Annotated in this window: 14 protein-coding genes and 1 other RNA gene; 8 read left to right on the plus strand and 7 right to left on the minus strand. The window is 64.5% G+C overall.

All coding sequences use genetic code 11. The features are described from left to right. Positions 1-129 precede the first annotated feature (129 nt). On the minus strand, positions 130-666 hold the full coding sequence (locus tag AAIH46_RS02510; protein ID WP_430303948.1) for a dihydrofolate reductase: 537 nt from the start codon (positions 664-666) through the stop codon (positions 130-132). Continuing rightward, positions 663-1,457, minus strand: a complete 795-nt coding sequence (locus AAIH46_RS02515) for a thymidylate synthase (protein WP_430303949.1) — start codon at positions 1,455-1,457, stop codon at positions 663-665. Before AAIH46_RS02515 ends, AAIH46_RS02510 begins: the two co-directional genes overlap by 4 nt. A 164-nt stretch (positions 1,458-1,621) precedes the next feature. Here AAIH46_RS02515 and ssrA point away from each other — a divergent pair. The 4 genes from ssrA to AAIH46_RS02535 all read left to right on the plus strand — a co-directional run bounded on the left by ssrA (position 1,622) and on the right by AAIH46_RS02535 (position 3,200). Next, positions 1,622-1,989, plus strand: a transfer-messenger RNA (tmRNA) gene (gene ssrA, locus AAIH46_RS02520). 135 nt (positions 1,990-2,124) lie between these two features. Next, positions 2,125-2,628, plus strand: coding sequence for an SspB family protein (locus AAIH46_RS02525; protein WP_430303950.1), 504 nt, complete (start codon positions 2,125-2,127; stop codon positions 2,626-2,628). Between the two features lie 33 nt (positions 2,629-2,661). Next, the gene (locus AAIH46_RS02530) at positions 2,662-2,880 is read left to right on the plus strand and encodes a DUF4169 family protein (protein ID WP_430303951.1); all 219 of its coding nucleotides are present in this window, start codon (positions 2,662-2,664) and stop codon (positions 2,878-2,880) included. 92 nt (positions 2,881-2,972) lie between these two features. Beyond that, positions 2,973-3,200: a ribbon-helix-helix domain-containing protein gene (locus AAIH46_RS02535; protein ID WP_430303952.1), complete on the plus strand. Its 228-nt coding sequence runs from the start codon at positions 2,973-2,975 to the stop codon at positions 3,198-3,200. Positions 3,201-3,220: 20 nt separating this feature from the next. Here the strand turns inward: AAIH46_RS02535 and AAIH46_RS02540 are convergent, their stop codons facing one another. The 4 genes from AAIH46_RS02540 to AAIH46_RS02555 all read right to left on the minus strand — a co-directional run bounded on the left by AAIH46_RS02540 (position 3,221) and on the right by AAIH46_RS02555 (position 12,827). Continuing rightward, a complete protein-coding gene (locus AAIH46_RS02540; protein WP_430303953.1) occupies positions 3,221-6,871 on the minus strand; it encodes an AsmA family protein in 3,651 nt (1,216 codons plus the stop codon). A gap of 75 nt (positions 6,872-6,946) precedes the next feature. Then, complete coding sequence (locus AAIH46_RS02545) at positions 6,947-8,362, minus strand: FAD-binding oxidoreductase (protein WP_430303954.1); 1,416 nt, start codon at positions 8,360-8,362, stop codon at positions 6,947-6,949. Between the two features lie 122 nt (positions 8,363-8,484). After that, entirely contained in the window at positions 8,485-11,640 is a 3,156-nt protein-coding gene (locus AAIH46_RS02550) for an efflux RND transporter permease subunit (protein WP_430303955.1), read from the minus strand. After that, positions 11,637-12,827 (minus strand): efflux RND transporter periplasmic adaptor subunit, encoded by a 1,191-nt coding sequence (locus AAIH46_RS02555; protein WP_430303956.1) that lies wholly within the window; start codon positions 12,825-12,827, stop codon positions 11,637-11,639. Before AAIH46_RS02555 ends, AAIH46_RS02550 begins: the two co-directional genes overlap by 4 nt. Positions 12,828-13,082: 255 nt before the next feature. Here AAIH46_RS02555 and AAIH46_RS02560 point away from each other — a divergent pair, with 255 nt between their 5' ends. Next, entirely contained in the window at positions 13,083-15,587 is a 2,505-nt protein-coding gene (locus AAIH46_RS02560; protein WP_430303957.1) for an ATP-dependent helicase, read from the plus strand. A gap of 99 nt (positions 15,588-15,686) precedes the next feature. Here AAIH46_RS02560 and AAIH46_RS02565 read toward each other — a convergent pair whose 3' ends face one another. Continuing rightward, a complete protein-coding gene (locus AAIH46_RS02565) occupies positions 15,687-16,064 on the minus strand; it encodes a winged helix-turn-helix transcriptional regulator (protein WP_430304977.1) in 378 nt (125 codons plus the stop codon). A gap of 140 nt (positions 16,065-16,204) precedes the next feature. Here AAIH46_RS02565 and AAIH46_RS02570 point away from each other — a divergent pair, with 140 nt between their 5' ends. The 3 genes from AAIH46_RS02570 (at position 16,205) to AAIH46_RS02580 (ending at position 19,288) form a co-directional block, all read left to right on the plus strand. Continuing rightward, on the plus strand, positions 16,205-16,963 hold the full coding sequence (locus tag AAIH46_RS02570) for an SDR family oxidoreductase (protein WP_430303958.1): 759 nt from the start codon (positions 16,205-16,207) through the stop codon (positions 16,961-16,963). A 105-nt stretch (positions 16,964-17,068) separates the two neighbouring features. Further along, positions 17,069-18,070: a zinc-dependent alcohol dehydrogenase family protein gene (locus AAIH46_RS02575; protein WP_430303959.1), complete on the plus strand. Its 1,002-nt coding sequence runs from the start codon at positions 17,069-17,071 to the stop codon at positions 18,068-18,070. 72 nt (positions 18,071-18,142) lie between these two features. After that, positions 18,143-19,288: an amidohydrolase gene (locus AAIH46_RS02580; RefSeq protein ID WP_430303960.1), complete on the plus strand. Its 1,146-nt coding sequence runs from the start codon at positions 18,143-18,145 to the stop codon at positions 19,286-19,288.

A 19,288-nucleotide genomic window follows, 5' to 3' on the forward strand; every position in this document is an offset into this window, starting at 1 on the left:
GAGTCACTCCCACCCCTCGACATGCCACGTCACATAGGCGGCGATCGGGTTCCTGCCCGTTATAGGCATGCCAGGACCCGCTTTCAACGCGGCCGAACCTCACATCCGGGTGTTTGGTAACGAAATGTTTCAGATCGCATCATCTCGGCGTCGATAGACGGTAAAGCGGGTCGCGAAATTATCGCGCTCACCGGCGGGAAAGGCCTGTTCTTCGGTCTTCGTAAAGATCGCATCGTCGATCACCGGAAAGAACGTGTCGCCGTCGTCGATAACGGTCTCCACATGGGTGATCGCCAGCCGGTCGGCGATCGGCATCGCCTGGCGGTAGATCTCGCCACCGCCGATGATGGCGATGTCTGTAGCCCCGGTCTGTTCCGCGAGAGCCTGCGCCCTGGCAATCGCCTCCGGCAGGGATGCGGCCGTCTCGACACCGGCGGCGGCAAAACCGGCATCGCGTGTCACGACCACATGTGGGCGACCCGGAAGCGGTCGGCCGCCGAAACTCTCGAACGTCTTGCGACCGAGCACCACCGGCTTGCCGAGCGTCATCTCCTTGAACCGCTTCAGATCGGTGGACAGGCGCCATGGCAGGTCGCCGCCGCGACCGATGACGTTGTTGCGGGACACCGCAGCGACGATGACGATCGGTACCGGCCGGCCGCTCATACCGCCACCGGTGCCCGGATATGCGCATCCGCCTCATAGCCGACGAGCGCGAAATCCTCAAAGCGGAAGCCAAAAATGTCCTCGACGTCCGGGTTGATCTCCATCGTCGGCAGCGGCTTCGGCTGGCGCTGCATCTGCAGCTCGGCCTGCTCGAAATGGTTCGAATAGATATGCGCGTCGCCCAGCGTGTGGATGAACTCGCCCGGCCTGTAGCCGGTCACCTGCGCCACCATCATCGTCAGCAGCGCGTAGGACGCAATATTGAACGGAACGCCGAGAAAGATGTCGGCCGACCGCTGGTAGAGCTGGCACGACAGCCGGTCGCCCGACACGTAGAACTGGAAGAGGCAGTGGCAGGGCGGCAGTGCCATGTCGTCCACCTGCGCCGGATTCCAGGCCGAGACGATATGCCGCCGCGAAAGCGGATTGCGCTTGATGCCGTCGATCAGGTTGACGATCTGGTCGACCGAGCCGCCGTCCGGCGACGGCCAGGAGCGCCACTGGTAGCCATAGACGGGACCAAGCTCACCCTTGTCGTCGGCCCACTCGTCCCAGATCGAAACGCCGTTTTCCTTCAGGTAGGCGATATTCGTCTCGCCCTTCAGGAACCACAGCAGTTCATGGATGATCGACCGCAGATGCAGCTTCTTCGTCGTCAGGACCGGAAAGCCGTCGGCGAGATCGAAACGCATCTGGTAGCCGAACACTGAGCGCGTGCCGGTGCCGGTGCGATCACCGCGGTCGGTACCGGTCGTCATCACATGCTGCAGGAGATCGAGATATTGTTTCACCGTATGTCCGCCGAACGTCTGTGCCTGCCGATTCCATGGCGCGCCATCTTACGATCGGCGCGCCTCAAGATATAGGGCCGGAGGAACGCTTGTCCCCGACATTCGGTGTCTTGCACCCGGAGGACAGCGTAGAATCCCCGTCGCGCGCAGCAATGATGTCGGCGCCTCTTTTCATCCGCGCGAGATGCCCCTATATAGGTGTTGCCGGGGCTTGCTCCGGATATGGCGATAAACGGTCGGTGTAATAAACCTATTGGACCCGGGGGCGGTACCCGGCGCCTCCACCAAAAACCGGTCGGTCTTCTGGACCGGCTTTTGATGGGGGCGAAATAGGATCGACAAGGGCGTAAAGATCGAACTTTTGCTCGGCATGATACCGCCGTTATCGGGTCACAAGTGTAGTTGCAAACGACAACAACGCTAAGGGTTATGCTCTCGCTGCCTAATGGCGGTGCGGGAAATCCGAACCAAGTCCTCTAGGTTAGCCCCTTGAGGCGGGGTCCGAAGGCACCTGGCAACAGAAGCCTTCACCTTCTCCTCCTCTTCGTTTTTGGTTATGATGATGACACTTGTTCCGGCGGGGCTTCCGCCGAGCATGCACGTGTCCTATAACGAGCCGAGCAAATCACGGCCAAAACCGACGATATACGATTGGAAGAAAACACCGATGAGTCAGGATCATATCCGTTACGACATTCTGGCGCAGGACGCTCTGCGTGGCGTTATCCGTAAGGTCCTGACCGAGGTTGCCGCGACCGGCCGCCTTCCTGGCGATCATCATTTCTTCATCACCTTCCTGACCGGCGCGCCTGGCGTCCGCATCTCGCCCATGCTGAAGTCGAAATATGCCGAGCAGATGACAATCGTCGTCCAGCACCAGTTCTGGGATCTCAAGGTCTCGGACACGCATTTCGAGATCGGCCTGTCGTTCTCCGACACGCCAGAGCGCCTGTACATCCCGTTCAACGCGATTCGCGGTTTCTACGATCCTTCGGTCAATTTCGAGCTGGAATTCGAGGTGCCGCTGTCGGACGAAGAGGAAACCTCGGCCGAGATCACCGCCTACCCGGTGGATGTGGTTGCCAAGCCTGAAGGCGACGAGGAGCCGAAGTCCGAGGAAGACAAGAAGGGTTCCGTCGTTTCCCTCGATTCGTTTCGCAAGAAGCACTGATCGACCAAACGCTGGCAGCCGCCGGAGAGCCGCATGAGCGCCGAGATCGTCAACCTTCGCCAGGCCCGGAAGTCGAAGCTGCGCTCGGAAAAGGAGCGGCAGGCGGAGCAGAACCGCATCAGTTTTGGCCGTACGCGGCAGGAAAGGTCGCTGACCGGCGCCCTCAACGAAAAGGCTGCCAAAGCTCTCGATCAGGGCCGCATCGAAAAGGCCGATGCCCCGCCTGGGGACCGGCAAGATGGCGGCGACTGAGCCGCCCTGCGCGATTTCAGCAATATCAGTCGCTTGGCGGCGAATTCCGAATCACTTTACGAGCATCCTCATCAGCCAGGTAGGCCGCAGGCATGATCCGCAAGCACTCGGCAACGCTGCACGGCCACCGCACCAGCTTTTCGCTGGAAGACGGCTTCTGGGATGAACTGAAGGGCATTGCCGCCGTTCGCGGCGTCAGTCTCGCATCGCTGATCGCCGAGATCGATGACCGTCGCGATCGCAACAGCAACCTCTCCTCAGCCCTCAGGCTGCACGTGCTGGCCTGGCTGAAGCGGGAGACCCCGTCGCAGACCGGCTAAGGCTCGCGTTTTGTCGGACCTTAGTTGCCGTTGACGCCCGGCAGCGAACCATCCCCGCGAAACAGGTCGCCGGTCGGCGGCACGGTCAGTTGCGGCGTCTGCGCCTCACGCTCGCTCTGCTCGCGCGCCTGGCGCTCCGTCTCGGCGCGCTGGCGCGCCTCCTCTTCGGCCTTTGCCCGGGCCTCGGCTTCCGCCTTTTCCCGCGCCACGCGCCGCTCGTTGTCCTGGAACGTGTAGAGCGTCACCTCGCGCCGCAGCCGCTGCTTCTCCAGAACGCTCGCCTGCAGCGTTTCCACCCGCCGCCGCTCGCGCTCGAAGGCGCGCAGTGACAGGAAGTTGGTCATCGAGCCCGCCAAGACCGTCTCCTCCGGTGCCTCGATGGGTCCGCGATAGGCGAGACGCACCGACGGATCGCCGCCGGCGATGGCTTCCTCACCGGCGTCGTAGCCGATCTCCAGCACCCCATCGAGCGCCTGGCGCACCAGATCGATGCGCAATTCGCCCGTCAGCTTCGTCGCACCGGCCTCGGTCGCAACGTTCTGCGCCCGCAATTGCCCGCCGCTCATGGTGAACGGCATGTCGACGGAGCCGACCGCCGTCCGTCCGGCATGCACGAGGTCGCGCAGCAGCGGGGTCACCTTTGGCTCGGTCACCTCACCCTCGATGCGATCGGCTGCCGCAACCAGCGCCGGCAACAGGTCCGGATTGATACGGCCGAGCGTCAGGTCGTTGAAGTGCAGCACGCCGGAGCCGCTGGCTGCCGAGAGGAGTTCGGCAGGTGTCTTGGCCGTTGCCTCCGCGGCAAGCTCCAGCGAGATCCGACCGCTTGCCACAGGCTCGCCGTCCTGCTGCCAGGTAAGCGGCGCCAGATCGGCATTATCGATGCTGAACCGCGTCTGCAACACGCCGATACCTTCGCTGTTCGACATCGACAACCGTCCGGCAATCTGCCCTCCGGACCACTGTCCCTTGGCATCTTCCAGGCTGACGGTACCGGCACGGCTGAGAAGACGTCCGGTGACGTCTGTGACCGGCGGCCGGTCAAGGCCACGCAGATTTTCGGCGGTCAGGTCGACGGCGAAGTCGATGCCGGCGAAGATCGGCAGCGCGAACGGCTTGCTCGATAGCGCATCGCCATCGGCCTCGGTCAGCGGCCCGTAAATGCCCTCGCCGAGCCATGAGAGGTCGACGGCGCCAAGTGCCAGACGACCGCGAACCGTCGGAAGACTGGCGGTGCGATCGAGGCTGAGAGCGCCGCTGACGGCATTGCCGGCGATCTGGCCGGAGAATTCCGAGGCCTCGAGCGTCTGCGGCTCTACCTTCAGCAGACCCTTGATCTCGGCCGGAAGCCCCATGCCGAACTGCGGCAGGCCGATGCCGGCCATCAGCATCGTCGGCTCGAGATCCGTGCTGTTGACGGTGAAGCTGTACTGGCCTTCGCCGAACCTGTCGGCCGCGACGGCGAAGTCGCCCGCAGCTTCGAGCCGGGTTCGGTTCGTCGCATAGACGAGCTTGCCCCTTGCAGGTCCCTCGCCCTGCCGATGCAGATCGAGTGCCAGGCTGGCATCGCTGTCGCCATCGAAGGGCAGCGGATCGAACCCCGCCTGCGCGGCGATCACCGCAGCATCCGGGTTGGCGAGCGACAGGCTGCCGTCGATGATCGTCTCGGCGGTCAGGTCCAGAATGTTGGGCGAGCGGATGTCCGCGGTGATTTGGCTGCCGTTCGTCTGGCCGTTGATCTTGGCGTCCAGCCCGTCGCCGAGCGTGACGGTCGCCTTTAGGCTGGTATCGGCAAACGACGGGCCGCTCCGCGCAAGACGGCTGAGGATCGGGTGGGGGGTAAGTCGGTCCCTCAGCATCGCCACGAAGGCCGTCGGATCGGCGGCGTCGAAGGCCAGCGTGCCACTGCCGGTATAGGCCAGCAGCGAGCCCTCGGCGCTGCCCTGCCCGCTGATCCTTGCACCGGCAAGATCTCCGATGGTCAGCCGCTGGACGGCAAGCTTGCCGTCGCCAAGGTCGACATTCGTCTCGACGTCCTGCGCGGTGATGCCGAAGGCCGTCAGGCGTTGCGCCTTCACATGCGCGGCCAGCCGGTGATCGAGCACGTCTTCGCCTGCATCTTCGCCGGTCAGCAGCGATGCCAGCGCCCGCAGCGCGTCGAGATCCACATCGTCGCCGGCAAGATCGACGGTCAGCGACGGGGTCTCCTCGCCAGCGGAGCGGCGTTCGAGGCTTCCCTTCAGCGTCGCGACGCCGACCGCAAGCTCCAGATCCTGAAACTGCTGGACCTGTGGCGTCAGGTTGACGTTGGCCGAGAAGCCGGCGGCCTTCAGCTGGCGGATCGCCGGATCCACCTGGCCCGTCAGCCAGTCGGAAAAGCCCGACGGCTGGTTGGAGGCAAGCAGCATGCGACCGATGAACGATGCGTTGCCGGCGAGCGACAACTGCCCGTTGGCCTCCACCTGCGTCCGTCCCGGCAGCGTCGCGACGGCATTCTCGACCGTCCAACCGTCTCCCGCCGGTCGTACGTCAAGCCGCACGTCGCGCACAGTCGTCCCGTCGGCGACGATCGCCGGCAGGCGGATGCTGGCTTTGCCCGGCACCTGTGGGATCGGAATGCGCGCTGCCATCTCGATTAGCGCGTTCAGCCGGTGCTGCGCCGACACATGCGGATTGCGCGCCGTCTTGCCGCGCATCAGGTCGGCCGTCAGCCGGTTCACGTCCACCTGCTGGCCGTCTGCGGTGAGCAGGAACTCCGGCTTGTCTCCGGTATCCAGCGTCGCTTCGCCGGTGATCACGTAAGGGTTGTCGACCGCGCCGATCTCGATGCGGTATTCCGGCACGCGCAGCCGGTCGTTGGTGAGCTCGAACTTGCCGCGCGTGCGTGGCGGCGGTGGCGGCTTGGCGCCCTGCGGCAGCACCGGATTGATCGGCTGATCGAGGAAGGAGAGACCGAAATCGCCCTTGTACTGCGGCCGTGCTTCGGCAACCGACAGCGCCCCGTCCAGTTGGACCTCGACAGGCTGGATATCAGGCCAGATCTTCATCCGCAGCGGAACGACACCCGCCTCGGGCGCGCCGCTCGACAGCGAGAATTTCGATTCCCGGCCGTCCAGCGTCGCATTGCCCTCCACCCGCCAGGGACCGGCAAGCGAGCTTGCCGACATGTCGGCGGTCATCCCCGTGAGGTTGCGGTTGCGCCCTGTCGCCTCGTCGATGAAGGCAATCTCGGCGCCGGTGACATGCACCCCTTCCAGGACGACGTTGCGGGCAACGAAATCCGGGCGGCTGCCGCGCATCCAGTCCAGCCGTCCGTCCTTCAACAGCCGGATACGCGCCTTCGGACGGTCAATGCGCATGTCGAAGATGCGCACCTCGCCCGACAGGAACGGCGCCAGCTCCATGTCCATGGAAAACTGCGCCACCTGCACGAGCGGCGTTCCGTCGACATCCTGGCCGACGCGCACATCGGTCATCGTCACCGACGGAAACGGCAGGATCCTGGCATCCACAGTTCCGTGGACCGTGACCTTCTTGCCAAGAATGCGGCTCGCCTGATTTTCAAAGTCACGGCGAAAATCGGACCAGTCGACGAAGAACGGCGCCAGCAAGGCGGTAAACAACGCGACGACGACAAGGCCGCCGATCACCAGCATTATCCGTCCGAGCACCGCGCCACTCTCCTTGGTCTGAACGACCAGTTTAGTTGCACCCGAAAATGGGGCAACCCTTCCTTTACGGGATACTCAAGCCTGCGGGCGCAGGATCTTGCCGGGATTGAATATGTCGTGCGGATCGAGAGCCGTCTTGATCGACCGCATCAGCGCCAGCGCCGGACCGGCCTCCTGCTCAAGGAAGCTCATCTTCCCCTGGCCGATGCCGTGTTCGCCGGTGCAGGTCCCGTCCATAGACAGCGCGCGGCGGTTCAGCCGCTCGACGAAAGCTTCGGCCCGCTCGATGTCGGCCGGATCCCTGTCGTCGAACAGGATCAGCACGTGAAAGTTGCCGTCGCCCGCATGGCCGACGATCGGCGCCAGAAAGCCGTTCTCGACGATGTCGGCATGGGTCTCGGCGACGCAATCGGCAAGCCTGGAGATCGGCACGCAGACATCGGTCGACAGGCCGTTCAGGTGCGGCGCGAGCGCCCGCGATGCCCAGTAGGCGTCATGCCTCGCCTTCCACAGCTTGGCACGCTTCTGCGCGTCGCCGGTCCAGCGGAAGGTCTCGCCGCCGCACTCCTCGGCGATCATGGCAAACTGCTCGGACTGCATGGACACAGTGTCGTCGGTTCCGTGGAACTCGACGAACAGCGTCGGCTTCTCCTCGTAGCTCAGGCCCGAATAGGCGTTGCAGGCGCGGATCTGCGTCGCGTCCAGAAGCTCGATGCGGGCGACCGGGATGCCCATCTGGATAGTCATGATGACGGCGTCGCAGGCCGCTTTGACGCTCGGGAAGGCGCAGACGCCGCCGCCGATCTTTTCCGGAATGCCCTGCAGCTTGAGGGTGATCGAGGTGATGATGCCGAGCGTGCCTTCCGAACCGACCAGGAGCCGTGTCAGGTCGTAGCCTGCGGATGACTTGCGCGCCCGGGTGCCGGTGGTGATCTCCTCGCCGTCCGCCGTCACCACGGTCAATGACAGGACATTGTCCTTCATCGTGCCGTAGCGCACGGCATTGGTACCGGAGGCGCGCGTTGCCGTCATGCCGCCGATCGAGGCATTGGCGCCGGGGTCGATGGGGAAGAAAAGACCGGTATCGCGCAGGTAGGTATTCAGGGCCTCGCGGGTGACGCCGGGCTCGACGGTCACGTCGAGATCCTCCGCGGAGACCCGCAGCACCTTGTCCATCCGGCTGAAGTCGAGAGAGACGCCACCGGACGGCGCGTTCACCTGACCTTCGAGCGAGGAGCCTGTGCCGAACGCGATAACCGGAACCCGGTGTGCGGCGCAGGCCTTCACCACCGTCTTCACGTCCTCGACCGTTTCGGCGAACACGACACCATCCGGAAGCTGGCTCGGCAGGTAGGTGGTGGTGTGCGCATGCTGCTCGCGAAACGCTTGGCCTGTCTGCAGACGATCACCCAGCTCCTGACGCAAAATTTCCAGAACGGCCACCATCCCTGCGTCGTTGCGCTGGCCGCTCAATGCGTCTCTCATCACCATCGTCTGTCTCCGCGTCTGCCGGGCGAATGTCGCCCGGCATTTGGTAGGTGACGATGAGTGCTTTGTCCAGCGCGGGAGAGCCGCCCGGCGACCTCTTCGCAGCAATCACAAGGGCTTGTCGGTCACTCTGCCGCCAGCAGTGGCGGCTTTGTCTCTTCGTTGGCGGCCCGGTTGGCGGCCCGCTCCAACTCGTCCTCGAGACGCTGCTGCTCATGCGCATGGGGCTTTGCGAAGCGGGCAAGCAGCAGGTAAGCGACGGGCGTGATGAACAGCGTCACCAGCGTCGCCAGGCCCAGTCCGCCGACGATCACCCAGCCGAGCGCGATGCGTGCCTCGGCGCCGGCGCCTTGTGCGAAGACCAGCGGCACACCGCCGAGGATCGTTGCGATCATCGTCATCATCACCGGCCGCAGCCGGATCCTGCAGGCCCGTTCGATCGCATCGCGCACCGCTACGCCGCGATCACGCAGCTGGTTGGCGAACTCGACGATCAGGATACCGTTCTTCGCCATGACCCCGACCAGCAGCACGAGGCCGATCTGGCTGTAGACGTTGAGCGTCGAGCCGGTGACCAGCAGCGCGATGACGGCACAGGCAAGCCCGAGCGGAACCGTCGTCATGATGATCACCGACGACAGGATGCTCTCGAACTGTGCAGCCAGCACCAGGAAGATGATGGCGATGGCGAAGCTGAAGGTGACCGCCATTCCGCTGGAGTTTTCGCCGAGCGTCTTGGCTTCCGCCAGCGGCATCAGGCGAGCGCCAGCCGGCAGCAGCGGCTGGGCAAGCGCCTGAACCTCTTGGAGCGCCTGCCCCAGCGACACGCCATCCTTGAGGCTTGCCGACAGCGAAACCGCGGCAAGTTGCTGTTCGCGGTTGAGGCGCGGCGCGACGGCGCCCTCCTTCAGCGTGGCAATGGTCGACATCGGCACGACCTTGCCGTCGCCGGTGCGCAGGAAGATGTTTTCGAGATCGGTCGGATCGTTGAGCGGCTGCGTCGATGACAGCAGCTTGACCGGCAGGGCCTCGCCATCGACGAACACGTCGACCACCGAGCGGCCTTCGAGCAGCGCCTGCATGGCGGCCGAGAGCCCGGTAATGTCGATGCCGAGGTCCGATGCCCGCTCGCGGTCGATCGAGACCGAAAGCTGCGCCTGGGTGGGCTCGTTGTCGAGACGCGGCGTATCGAAGAAGCCGCTGCCTTCCATCGCCTCGACCAGCTTGATGGCAGCAGCCGTCAGGCTCGCATGTTCGTTGCCGACCAGCGCCACCTGCAAGCCGCTACCGGCCCCGCGAATGCGCAGGCTGTTCGACTGGATGGCAAAGCCGCGCACCGCCGGAACGCGGGCCGTCGCCGCGTTGATGTCGGTGACGATCTGGTTCTGCGTCCGGGCACGCTCTTCCCACGGCGCCAGTGTCAGCACCATGAAGCCGCTGTTAGTCGAGCCGTTCATGCCCGAAACCGAGAAGATGTTGCGGATCTCGCCGGAATCCACGAGCGGCTGGAGGTTTTCCTCGACGCGCTTCAACTGGTCCTGCGTATAATCGAGGCTGACGCCCTGCGGCGCAGTCAGCCGCATCATCACCATCGAGCGGTCTTCCATCGGCGTCAGCTCGTTCTTCACCAGCCCGAAGGCGGTAAAGGCGGCAAACGAGAAGAACAGCGAGAAGGTGATCACCACCAGCGGCGCGTTGAGGCAGAACCGCAGGCATTTGGCATAGGTGCTGGCGAACAGGTCGCCGAAGCTCGACAGCCAGCCTTTCGGCTCGCTCATCGGCTTGGTCAGCATACGCGACGCCAGCATCGGACAGAGCGTGAGTGCTGTCACCGAAGACAGCGCTACGGCGAACGCCAGCACGAAGCCGAACTCGCGGAACAGTCCGCCCAACTGGCCTGGCAGGAAGGACAGCGGAATGAAGACGGCCGCAAGCGTCGCGGTGGTTGCCAGGACCGCAAAGAACACTTCCTGGGTGCCGAGGACGGCGGCTGCGCGTGGGCCCATCCCTTCCGACCGTCGCCGGACGATGTTTTCGAGAACGACGATCGCGTCGTCCACCACAAGCCCGGTTGCCAGCACGATGGCCAGCAGCGTCAGGATGTTGATTGAGAAGCCGACAAGATAAATCGCCGTCAGCGTACCGATTAGGGCAACGGGCATGGTCAGCGCCGGGATCAGCGTCGCCCGCCAGTCGCGCAGGAAGAGATAGAGAACGACCACGACGATCATTGCCGACAGGCCAAGCGCCAGTTCGACCTCGTGCAGTGCGCCTCGGATGAACACCGCGTCGTCGGAGGTGATGACGACACGCGTGCCTTCCGGCAGCGCCGCCTGCAACTCGGCGACAGCGGCTGCGACGCCCGTCGAGATGTTCAGCGTGTTGGACTGCGCCTGGCGGATGATACCGAGGCCGACGCCCTGCACGCCGTTCGACCGCAGTGTCGTGGTCCCCTCATCCGGGCCCAGCATGACGCTTGCCACGTCGCGCAGGCGGATATTGTCCTTGATCAGGACGTTCTCGAAATCCTGCGGCGTCGACAGGTTCGCCGTCGCGCGAACGACGATGTCCTGGGTGCGGCTTGTCAGCGATCCGGCTGGAACGTCGAGTGCGGCGCTGGAGAGCGCAGTGATGATGTTGGCAACCGTCAGGCCGCGGCTGGCCAGCGCCCCCTGATTGATGTCGACCCGGAAGATTTTCTCCTGGTCACCGTAGAGCTCGACGTCGGCAACGCCCTCGACGGCCGCCAGCCGGTCGGTGATCTCGTTGTCGACCAAGAGCGTCAGGTCTTCCATCGACAGCGTCGAGGATGTCACCGCAAGCCGCATGATCGGCTGCGAATCTGAGTCGGCCTTGATGATGCGCGGCTCGTCGGCATTGTCGGGGATCTGGTTGGACACGCGGCCGATGGCATCGCGCACATCGTTGGCGGCAACCGCAAGATCGACCGTGTCGCTGAATTCCATCGTCACGCGGCTGGAGCCGAACTGCGATTCCGACGACAGCGTCTTCAGGCCGCTGACCCGCGCCACCGCGCCCTCGATCACCTGCGTCAGTTCCTGGTCGACGGTCTGCGGGGCGGCGCCGTCATAGGTGGTCCGCACGGTGATTACCGGCTGGTCGACGTCGGGAAGCTCGCGCACCTCGACGCCGACGAAGGCGGCAAGACCGGCCACCACCAGAAGCGTGTTGATCACCGCCGCCAGGATCGGTCGGCGGACGAAAAGCGCTGTGAAGGTCGATTTGGCTGCGTCGGGCGTCGTATCCGTCGTGTCGCTCATGTCCGCTCAGCCTCCGCCACCTGCTGCGTCGCGCCCTGGATGCGCACCGGCTGGCCTTCACGCACACGCTGAAGGCCTTCGGTCACGACCAGATCCTTGTCGTGCAGTTCCGCATCGACGAGAACCGTGTCGGGATTGCGCTGAACGATATTGATGCGCACCTTCTTCGCCTTGTTGTCGACCACCTGCCAGACATAGGAGCCGTCGGCATCCCACTGGACCGAAAGCGGATCGACTGCCGGATAGCTATCGCCGGGAAAGCGCATGGCGACGCTGAACGACATGCCGGCGCGCAAAAGGTCTCTGTCGTTGGCAATGCGGGCCCGCACGCGGATGGTCCGGCTGGCAGCATCGACGCGGTTGTCGATCGATTCGATCGTGCCGCTGAACATCTCCCCGGCCCGCCCGACCGATGTCGCCTCCACCGGCATGCCCGGACGCAGCGACGTGACGAAGCGCTCGGGCGCCCAGAAGTCGACGAGGATCTGCGACCGGTCGTCCAGCATCACCACGGTCGTCTGCGTCGTTACGTTGTCGCCGACATTGACCGCGACGATGCCGGCAATGCCGTCGATCGGCGCGACGATGTCGCGGCGGCGCAGGTTGAACTCGGCGGTGCTGAGCGCCAGGCGTGCCGACTTCTCGGCGATCTGCGCATCGAGCACATCGAGCCTCGGCATCGATTGCAGGTTCTTGTAGGAGGTGGACTTCTCGACCGCGCTGCTCAAGGTGACCTGCGCCTTGTCGCGCTCGATGAGCTGTTCCTCGTCATCGAGACGGGCCAGCACATCGCCCTTCTTCACGGCCTGGCCGGCGGCCACGCGGATCTCTTCGATCGTCCCGGCTGACTGCGGCATGACGACGACCGACTGGATCGCCTCGCCGCTGCCGATGGCCGACAGCCTGTCGTTGACGGTGCCGGTCACCACAGGCACGGCGACGACGAGCGTGCCGCGTCCGCTGCCGCCCTGGCCCCGACCCTGCCCGCCGGGCTGGCTGCCGCGTCCGGCGCCCTGTCCGGCCGGCGCTTCGGCGGCCGGCGCTGGAGCATGCACCAGCGCCACCAGTTGCTGCGGAACACCGAAGCGAACCAGGGTCGCGCCGGCGCTCGGGCTGATCAGCAGCCAGACGAAGACACCGGCCATCAACACTGCCAGGCTGAGCAGCAACTGCTTCCAGATTCGCATTCACAACTCCGATTGGGGGGGAACGACACGTGTCCCAAGTATCCCGTGTTACGAATGGAGAGGCAACATTGGATTGCCAACCTTGCCGAATTGTAACGTTGCGCCGAAAGCAAGCCCTTCGGCCTGTCCTCCGTGCCGAAGAAAGCGGCAGCTGCATTGCCGGTTGCCGGTTTTTGCTGCGGGAAAGGCCGGATCTGGAATAAAACCAGAACATCAACTATGGCCTTGTTCTACCGGAATCATTAGATTGGCCGCATGACGAACAGTTTCGACGACATTCCGTTCTTCGACGAGGAACCGGATCACACGCCCCGGCAGAAGTCCGGCCAGGTGCAGTCCCAGCCTGCGCCTCCTCACCCCGCAGGGCTCGGCATTGCGGCACGGGCGATGGCGGCGCGCGACCAGAAGAGCGCCGGCGACTATCTCTCTGGCCTCAATCCGGAACAGCGAGAAGCGGTCGAGACCGTCGACGGGCCGGTGCTCGTGCTGGCCGGTGCCGGCACCGGCAAGACGCGCGTGCTGACCACCCGCATCGCCCACATCCTGGCGACCAACCGCGCCTATCCCAGCCAGATCCTTGCCGTCACCTTCACCAACAAGGCGGCCCGCGAGATGAAGGAGCGGATCGGCGTGCTGGTCGGCGGCGCCGTCGAGGGCATGCCCTGGCTCGGCACCTTCCACTCGATCGGCGTCAAGCTTCTGCGCCGCCACGCCGAACTCGTCGGTTTGCGCTCGGATTTCACCATTCTCGATACCGACGACGTGATCCGCCTGATCAAGCAGTTGATCCAGGCCGAGGGACTGGACGACAAGCGCTGGCCGGCCCGCCAGTTCGCCGGCATGATCGACGGCTGGAAGAACAAGGGGCTGACGCCGAAGGATATTCCGGAAGGCGATGCGCGCGCCTTTGCCAACGGCAAGGGCCGCGAGCTCTACGCCGCCTACCAGGCGCGCCTGAAGACGCTGAACGCCTGCGATTTCGGCGACCTGCTGCTGCATCCGATCGACCTTTTCCGTCGCCATCCGGACGTGCTGAAGGATTATCACCAGCGCTTCCGCTACATCCTCGTCGACGAGTACCAGGATACCAACACCGCCCAGTACATGTGGCTGCGGCTGCTGGCCCAGCGGCCTAAAGACGTCGCGCAGAACGTCTGCTGCGTCGGCGACGACGACCAGTCGATCTATGGGTGGCGCGGCGCCGAGGTCGACAACATCCTGCGCTTCGAGAAGGATTTTCAGGGCGCCCGGGTCATCAAGCTGGAGCGCAACTACCGCTCCACCGAGCATATCCTCGGCGCCGCCGGTCATCTGATCGCCCATAACGAAGGGCGCCTCGGCAAGACGCTGTTCACTGACCGCACCGATCCGGACGACGAAAAGGTCATCGTCCACGCCGCCTGGGATTCGGAAGAGGAAGCCCGCGCCGTCGGCGAAGAAATCGAGCGGCTGCAGCGCGGTGACGGCAATGGCGTCAAGCACAAGCTCAACGACATGGCCATCCTCGTGCGCGCCTCGTTCCAGATGCGCGAGTTCGAAGACCGCTTCGTCACGCTCGGCCTCAACTACCGGGTCGTCGGCGGTCCGCGCTTCTACGAGCGGCTCGAGATCCGCGACGCGATGGCCTACTTCCGGCTCGTCTGCCAGCCGGCCGACGACCTCGCTTTCGAGCGCATCGTCAACACCCCGAAGCGCGGCCTCGGCGACACCACCATCCGCACGCTCCACGACTATGCCCGTGCCCGCGACGTGCCGATGCTGGCTGCCGCCAGCGACCTGATCGAGACCGACGAGGTTAAGCCGAAGGCCCGCAAGGCGCTGTTCGACGTGATTCAGAATTTTAGGCGCTGGAGCGAACTGCTTGAATCCACGACACATACCGAGCTTGCCGAGCAGATCCTCGAAGAGTCGGGCTATACCGACATGTGGAAGAACGACAAGTCGGCGGAAGCGCCGGGCCGGCTCGACAACCTGAAGGAACTCGTCCGATCGATGGAGAGCTTCGAGAGCCTGCGCGGCTTCCTCGAGCACGTTTCGCTGGTGATGGACGCCGAGCAGAACGAGGAAATGGATGCCGTCTCGATCATGACGCTGCATTCGGCCAAGGGTCTGGAATTCGATACCGTCTTCCTGCCCGGCTGGGAGGAAGGCCTGTTCCCCCACCAGCGGGCGCTCGATGAGGGCGGTCGCTCAGGGCTGGAGGAAGAGCGGCGCCTCGCCTATGTCGGCATCACCCGCGCAAAGCATCGCTGCCACATCTGGTTCGTCTCCAACCGCCGCATCCACGGCCTCTGGCAGTCGACCATGCCGTCGCGTTTCCTCGACGAACTGCCGCCGGCCCATGTCGATGTCGCAGCCTCTGACAGTGGCTACGGCGGCTATGGTGGCGGACGCGGCGGCTACGGCCAGTCACGATTTGACAAGGCCGACCCGTTTGCCAACACCTATTCGACGCCCGGCTGGAAGCGCGCGCAGGCCAACAAGACCGACGCCACCCGCGACAACTGGGGCACCCGATCGGGACATGCGGTGGAGCGGATCGGCTACGGCGAAAGCGGACCGCGGACGAAGACCATCGACGGCGAACTGGTGGCGAAGTCGGTATCGGACACGCCCTCAGCCTTCTCCGTCGGCGACCGGGTCTTCCACATCAAGTTCGGCAACGGCAACATTTCGACGATCGAGGGCAACAAGCTGACGATCAATTTCGACAAGGCCGGCCAGAAACGCGTGCTGGACGGATTCGTGGAGAAGCTGTGAGGAACTTGGTCAGTCTGCGACGCGAATAATGCTGGTCGCGGATTGCCACCGCTCAGGCGCAACCGCCTATAGGCTACCGCCCCTCTTCAACCGCGTTACCTACCCCACCCGCCCCGCAAACGCGGCGCGGGCGGCCTCGATCGTGGCGTGGTGCTTTTCGGCCCATATCCAGACGCCGCAGAAGGCTTCGCCGAGGCTGTGGCCAAGGTCGGTCAACGTATAGTCGACATGCGGTGGAATGACTGGATGGACGGTGCGCGAGACCAGCCCGTCGCGCTCCATGTCGCGGAGCGTCTTGGTCAGCATTTTCTGGCTGATGCCGCCGACATGCCGACCGAGCTCGGTAAACCGCAGCGTGCCGCGCGCCTCCAGCTCCTCAAGGATCAGCATCGTCCACTTGTCGGCCACCTGGCCGATGATGCCGCGCACCAGTTCTTCCAACGCCGGATCGATCTCTTCGTCGAGATCCCGCGCCATGCCGTAACTTTTTCCGCCCGCAACAGCCTGGTTCACAGACACTCTCCTTATGGTGCGTATAGAACTTTCCGGTGCCTTCTTCCGGAAAGAGAGGATGCGCCATATCTCCTGTCTGTGCAATCATCTAGGAGATCGCGATCATGCAGACGACAGGCAACACCATTCTCATCACCGGCGGCGGCTCCGGCATCGGCCGCGCGCTTGCCGAAGCGTTTCACCGGCACGGCAACCAGGTGATCATTTCCGGCCGCAGGCGCCAGACGCTGGACGAGGTCACGTCCGCCAATCCCGGCATGGCGGCACTCACCGTCGACATGACCGATGCCGACAGCATCAAGGCATTTGCCGAAGAGGCAGTGCGCGCGCATCCCGGCATCAACGTCGTGATCCATAATGCAGGCATCATGAAGCAAGAGACGCTGACCGAGGCGCCGGACTATCTGGCGGCCGCGGAAGAAACCATCGCCACCAATCTGCTCGGCCCGATCCGGCTGACCGCGGCCCTCCTGCCCCACCTGCTGAACCAGGAGAACCCGGCGATACTCACCGTATCGTCCGGCCTCGCCTTCGTGCCGATGGCCGCAACGCCGACCTATTCCGCCACCAAGGCGGCGATCCACTCCTATTCGATGGGGTTGCGCCGTCAACTCGTGGAGACGCCGGTGCGGGTGATCGAGATCGCTCCGCCCTACGTGCAGACGACGCTGCTGGGCGAGCATCAGGCAAACGACCCGACGGCAATGCCGCTCAAGGATTTCATCGACGAGGTGATGGAGATCCTGACGACGCAGCCGAACGCCGAGGAAGTCATCGTCGAGCGCTGCAAGCCGCTGCGCTATGCGGCCGAAAGCGGCAACATGGACAAGATGTTCGAGATCGTCAGCGGTCTGCGCCACTGAACGGTGGATGGAGGCGCTCCGGCGCCTCCATATTACCCTTGCCCAGCACGGCTTCCCCGCTAGGTCATCCGGTATGAACCGAACTGCCGACCTAGGAGCCATGCCATGAAAGCCATCGTTACCGCACCGGGTGGACTGGGCGCCCTGAAGCGCGTTGACCTGCCTGACCCCGGGCGTCCGGCGCCCGGAGAAATCCGCGTCGTCCTGCATGGCAGCTCGATCAACTACCATGATTATGGCGTGGCGAGCGGCAAGATGCCGAGCGACGGGCGCGTGCTGCTGGCCGATGGCGCTGGCGTGGTGGAAGACGTCGGCGCCGGCGTCGATGAATTCAAGACCGGCGATCATGTCGTCTCGTGCTTCTTCCCGGACTGGCAGGACGGCCCACCCCTCTCGGGCGGGTTCTCCCGCGTGCCGGGCGATGGCATCGACGGCTTTGCAACCGAATTTGCCGTGCGGCCGGCGACAGCCTTCACCCACGCGCCGAAGGGCTTTGGCCACGCGGAGGCGGCCACCATCACCACCGCCGGATTGACGGCCTGGCGGGCACTTGTCGAAGTCGGCAAGCTGAAGGCCGGCGACACGGTGCTGGCGCTCGGCACCGGAGGCGTCTCCATCTATGCCCTGCAGATCGCCCGGGCCATGGGCGCCCGCGTCGCCATAACCTCGTCATCGGACGAGAAGCTAGAGCGGGCACGCGCACTTGGCGCGGAATTTACCGTCAACTACAAGCGCCAGCCGGACTGGGGCAAAGAAGTCCTGGAGTGGACCGGCGGACGGGGCATCGATCACGTCGTGGAAGTCGGCGGTCCCGGCACACTCGCCCAATCCATCCAGGCAGTTGCCATCGGCGGCCGCATCACGCTGATTGGCGTCCTGACCGGCATCAGCGGCGATGTGCCGACCGCCGCTCTGATGGGCAAGCAGGCGATCCTCTCCGGCATCATCGTCGGCAGCCGCCGCCACCAGCAGGATTTCGTCCGCGCTCTCGATACCGGCATCCTCCGGCCGGTGATCGACCGGGTCTTTCCGCTGCAGCAGCTCGCCGACGCGTTTCGCTACGAGGAAAGCGGCGCACATTTCGGCAAGATCGGCATCGAGTGGTAGCAGGCCATCGGCGCGGCTTGCCCTTACCGCGCTGCCCGGCTAGGTCTTGAACCTTCCACACGGGAGGCCACCATGTTCCTCAGCGATCAGGACGTCACCGAACTTACCGCCTGGCGCCGCAAGCTGCACACCATGCCGGAAGTCTCCGGCGACGAGCACCGAACGGCAGCCGAGGTGGCGAGCTTGCTGGCCGCGACAGAGCCAGACGAGCTTGTTTCTGGTCTCGGTGGGACCGGCCTTGCTGCCGCGTACCAGGGCAACGATCCGGGTCCGACGGTGATGTTCCGCGCCGAACTCGACGCGCTGCCGATCGAGGAGATCACCACGGTCGCGCACCGCTCGCAGATCCCCGGCAAGGGCCATATGTGCGGTCATGACGGCCATATGGCCATTCTTGCGGCCCTCGCCCGCGCGTTCGGCCGCCAGAGACCGACGAGCGGCCGCGTGATCCTGCTGTTCCAGCCGGCGGAAGAGAATGGCGCCGGGGCGGCAGCAGTGCTGGCCGATCCGCGCTTTGCGGCGCTCAATCCAGACTATGCCTTCGCTCTCCACAACATGCCGGGGATCGCTTTCGGCCACAGCTGGATCAAGGCCGGACCGGCAAACTGCGCGTCTTGCGGGCTGAAGATCAAGCTGTCGGGAAAGACGGCGCATGCCTCGATGCCGGAAACCGGCACGTCGCCTGCACCGGCCGTCGCCGACCTCATCCCGGCACTGACGGCGCTGCGCACGGGTAGCCTCCAGTCGGATGACCTGGTGCTGACGACGGTCACCCATGTGAGGGTCGGAGAACCGGCCTTCGGCATTGCCCCGGGATCAGCAGAGGTCTGGGTAACGCTGCGCACGGTGTCCGACGGCGCCATGGCCGAGCTGCGCGCCAAAGCGGAAGCGCTCGCGCGCGAGGCGGCAGAGCGACACGGCTTGCAGGTCGATTTCAGCTACCATGACGAATTCCGCCACTGCACCAATGATGCGGATTCCGTGGCAATCATCCGAGCAGCGCTCGATGGCGAAGGCCTATCCCACGAGGCAGGAGAGACGTTCAGGGCTTCGGAGGATTTTGGCCGGTTCGGCGAGCGGTCGAGATCGGCGATGCTGTTTCTCGGCGCCGGCGCCGACTACGCGGCGCTCCACAACCCGGATTACGACTTTCCGGATGGCTTGATCCCGATCGGTGCCCGCATCTTCATGCGCATCGCCAAAGATCTTCTGGGCTGA

Source organism: Rhizobium sp. 0TCS1.26 (assembly GCF_050455525.1).
In the GTDB taxonomy this organism is placed as follows: Bacteria; Pseudomonadota; Alphaproteobacteria; order Rhizobiales; family Rhizobiaceae; genus Neorhizobium.

Coding starts and splice junctions, on each gene's coding strand:
- AAIH46_RS02510 (WP_430303948.1), bottom strand. CDS start 666: ATGAGCGGCCGGCCGGTACCGATCGTCATCGTCGCTGCGGTGTCCCGC.
- AAIH46_RS02525 (WP_430303950.1), top strand. CDS start 2,125: ATGAGTCAGGATCATATCCGTTACGACATTCTGGCGCAGGACGCTCTG.
- AAIH46_RS02530 (WP_430303951.1), top strand. CDS start 2,662: ATGAGCGCCGAGATCGTCAACCTTCGCCAGGCCCGGAAGTCGAAGCTG.
- AAIH46_RS02535 (WP_430303952.1), top strand. CDS start 2,973: ATGATCCGCAAGCACTCGGCAACGCTGCACGGCCACCGCACCAGCTTT.
- AAIH46_RS02545 (WP_430303954.1), bottom strand. CDS start 8,362: ATGGTGATGAGAGACGCATTGAGCGGCCAGCGCAACGACGCAGGGATG.
- AAIH46_RS02550 (WP_430303955.1), bottom strand. CDS start 11,640: ATGAGCGACACGACGGATACGACGCCCGACGCAGCCAAATCGACCTTC.
- AAIH46_RS02555 (WP_430303956.1), bottom strand. CDS start 12,827: ATGCGAATCTGGAAGCAGTTGCTGCTCAGCCTGGCAGTGTTGATGGCC.
- AAIH46_RS02560 (WP_430303957.1), top strand. CDS start 13,083: ATGACGAACAGTTTCGACGACATTCCGTTCTTCGACGAGGAACCGGAT.
- AAIH46_RS02565 (WP_430304977.1), bottom strand. CDS start 16,064: ATGGCGCGGGATCTCGACGAAGAGATCGATCCGGCGTTGGAAGAACTG.
- AAIH46_RS02570 (WP_430303958.1), top strand. CDS start 16,205: ATGCAGACGACAGGCAACACCATTCTCATCACCGGCGGCGGCTCCGGC.
- AAIH46_RS02575 (WP_430303959.1), top strand. CDS start 17,069: ATGAAAGCCATCGTTACCGCACCGGGTGGACTGGGCGCCCTGAAGCGC.
- AAIH46_RS02580 (WP_430303960.1), top strand. CDS start 18,143: ATGTTCCTCAGCGATCAGGACGTCACCGAACTTACCGCCTGGCGCCGC.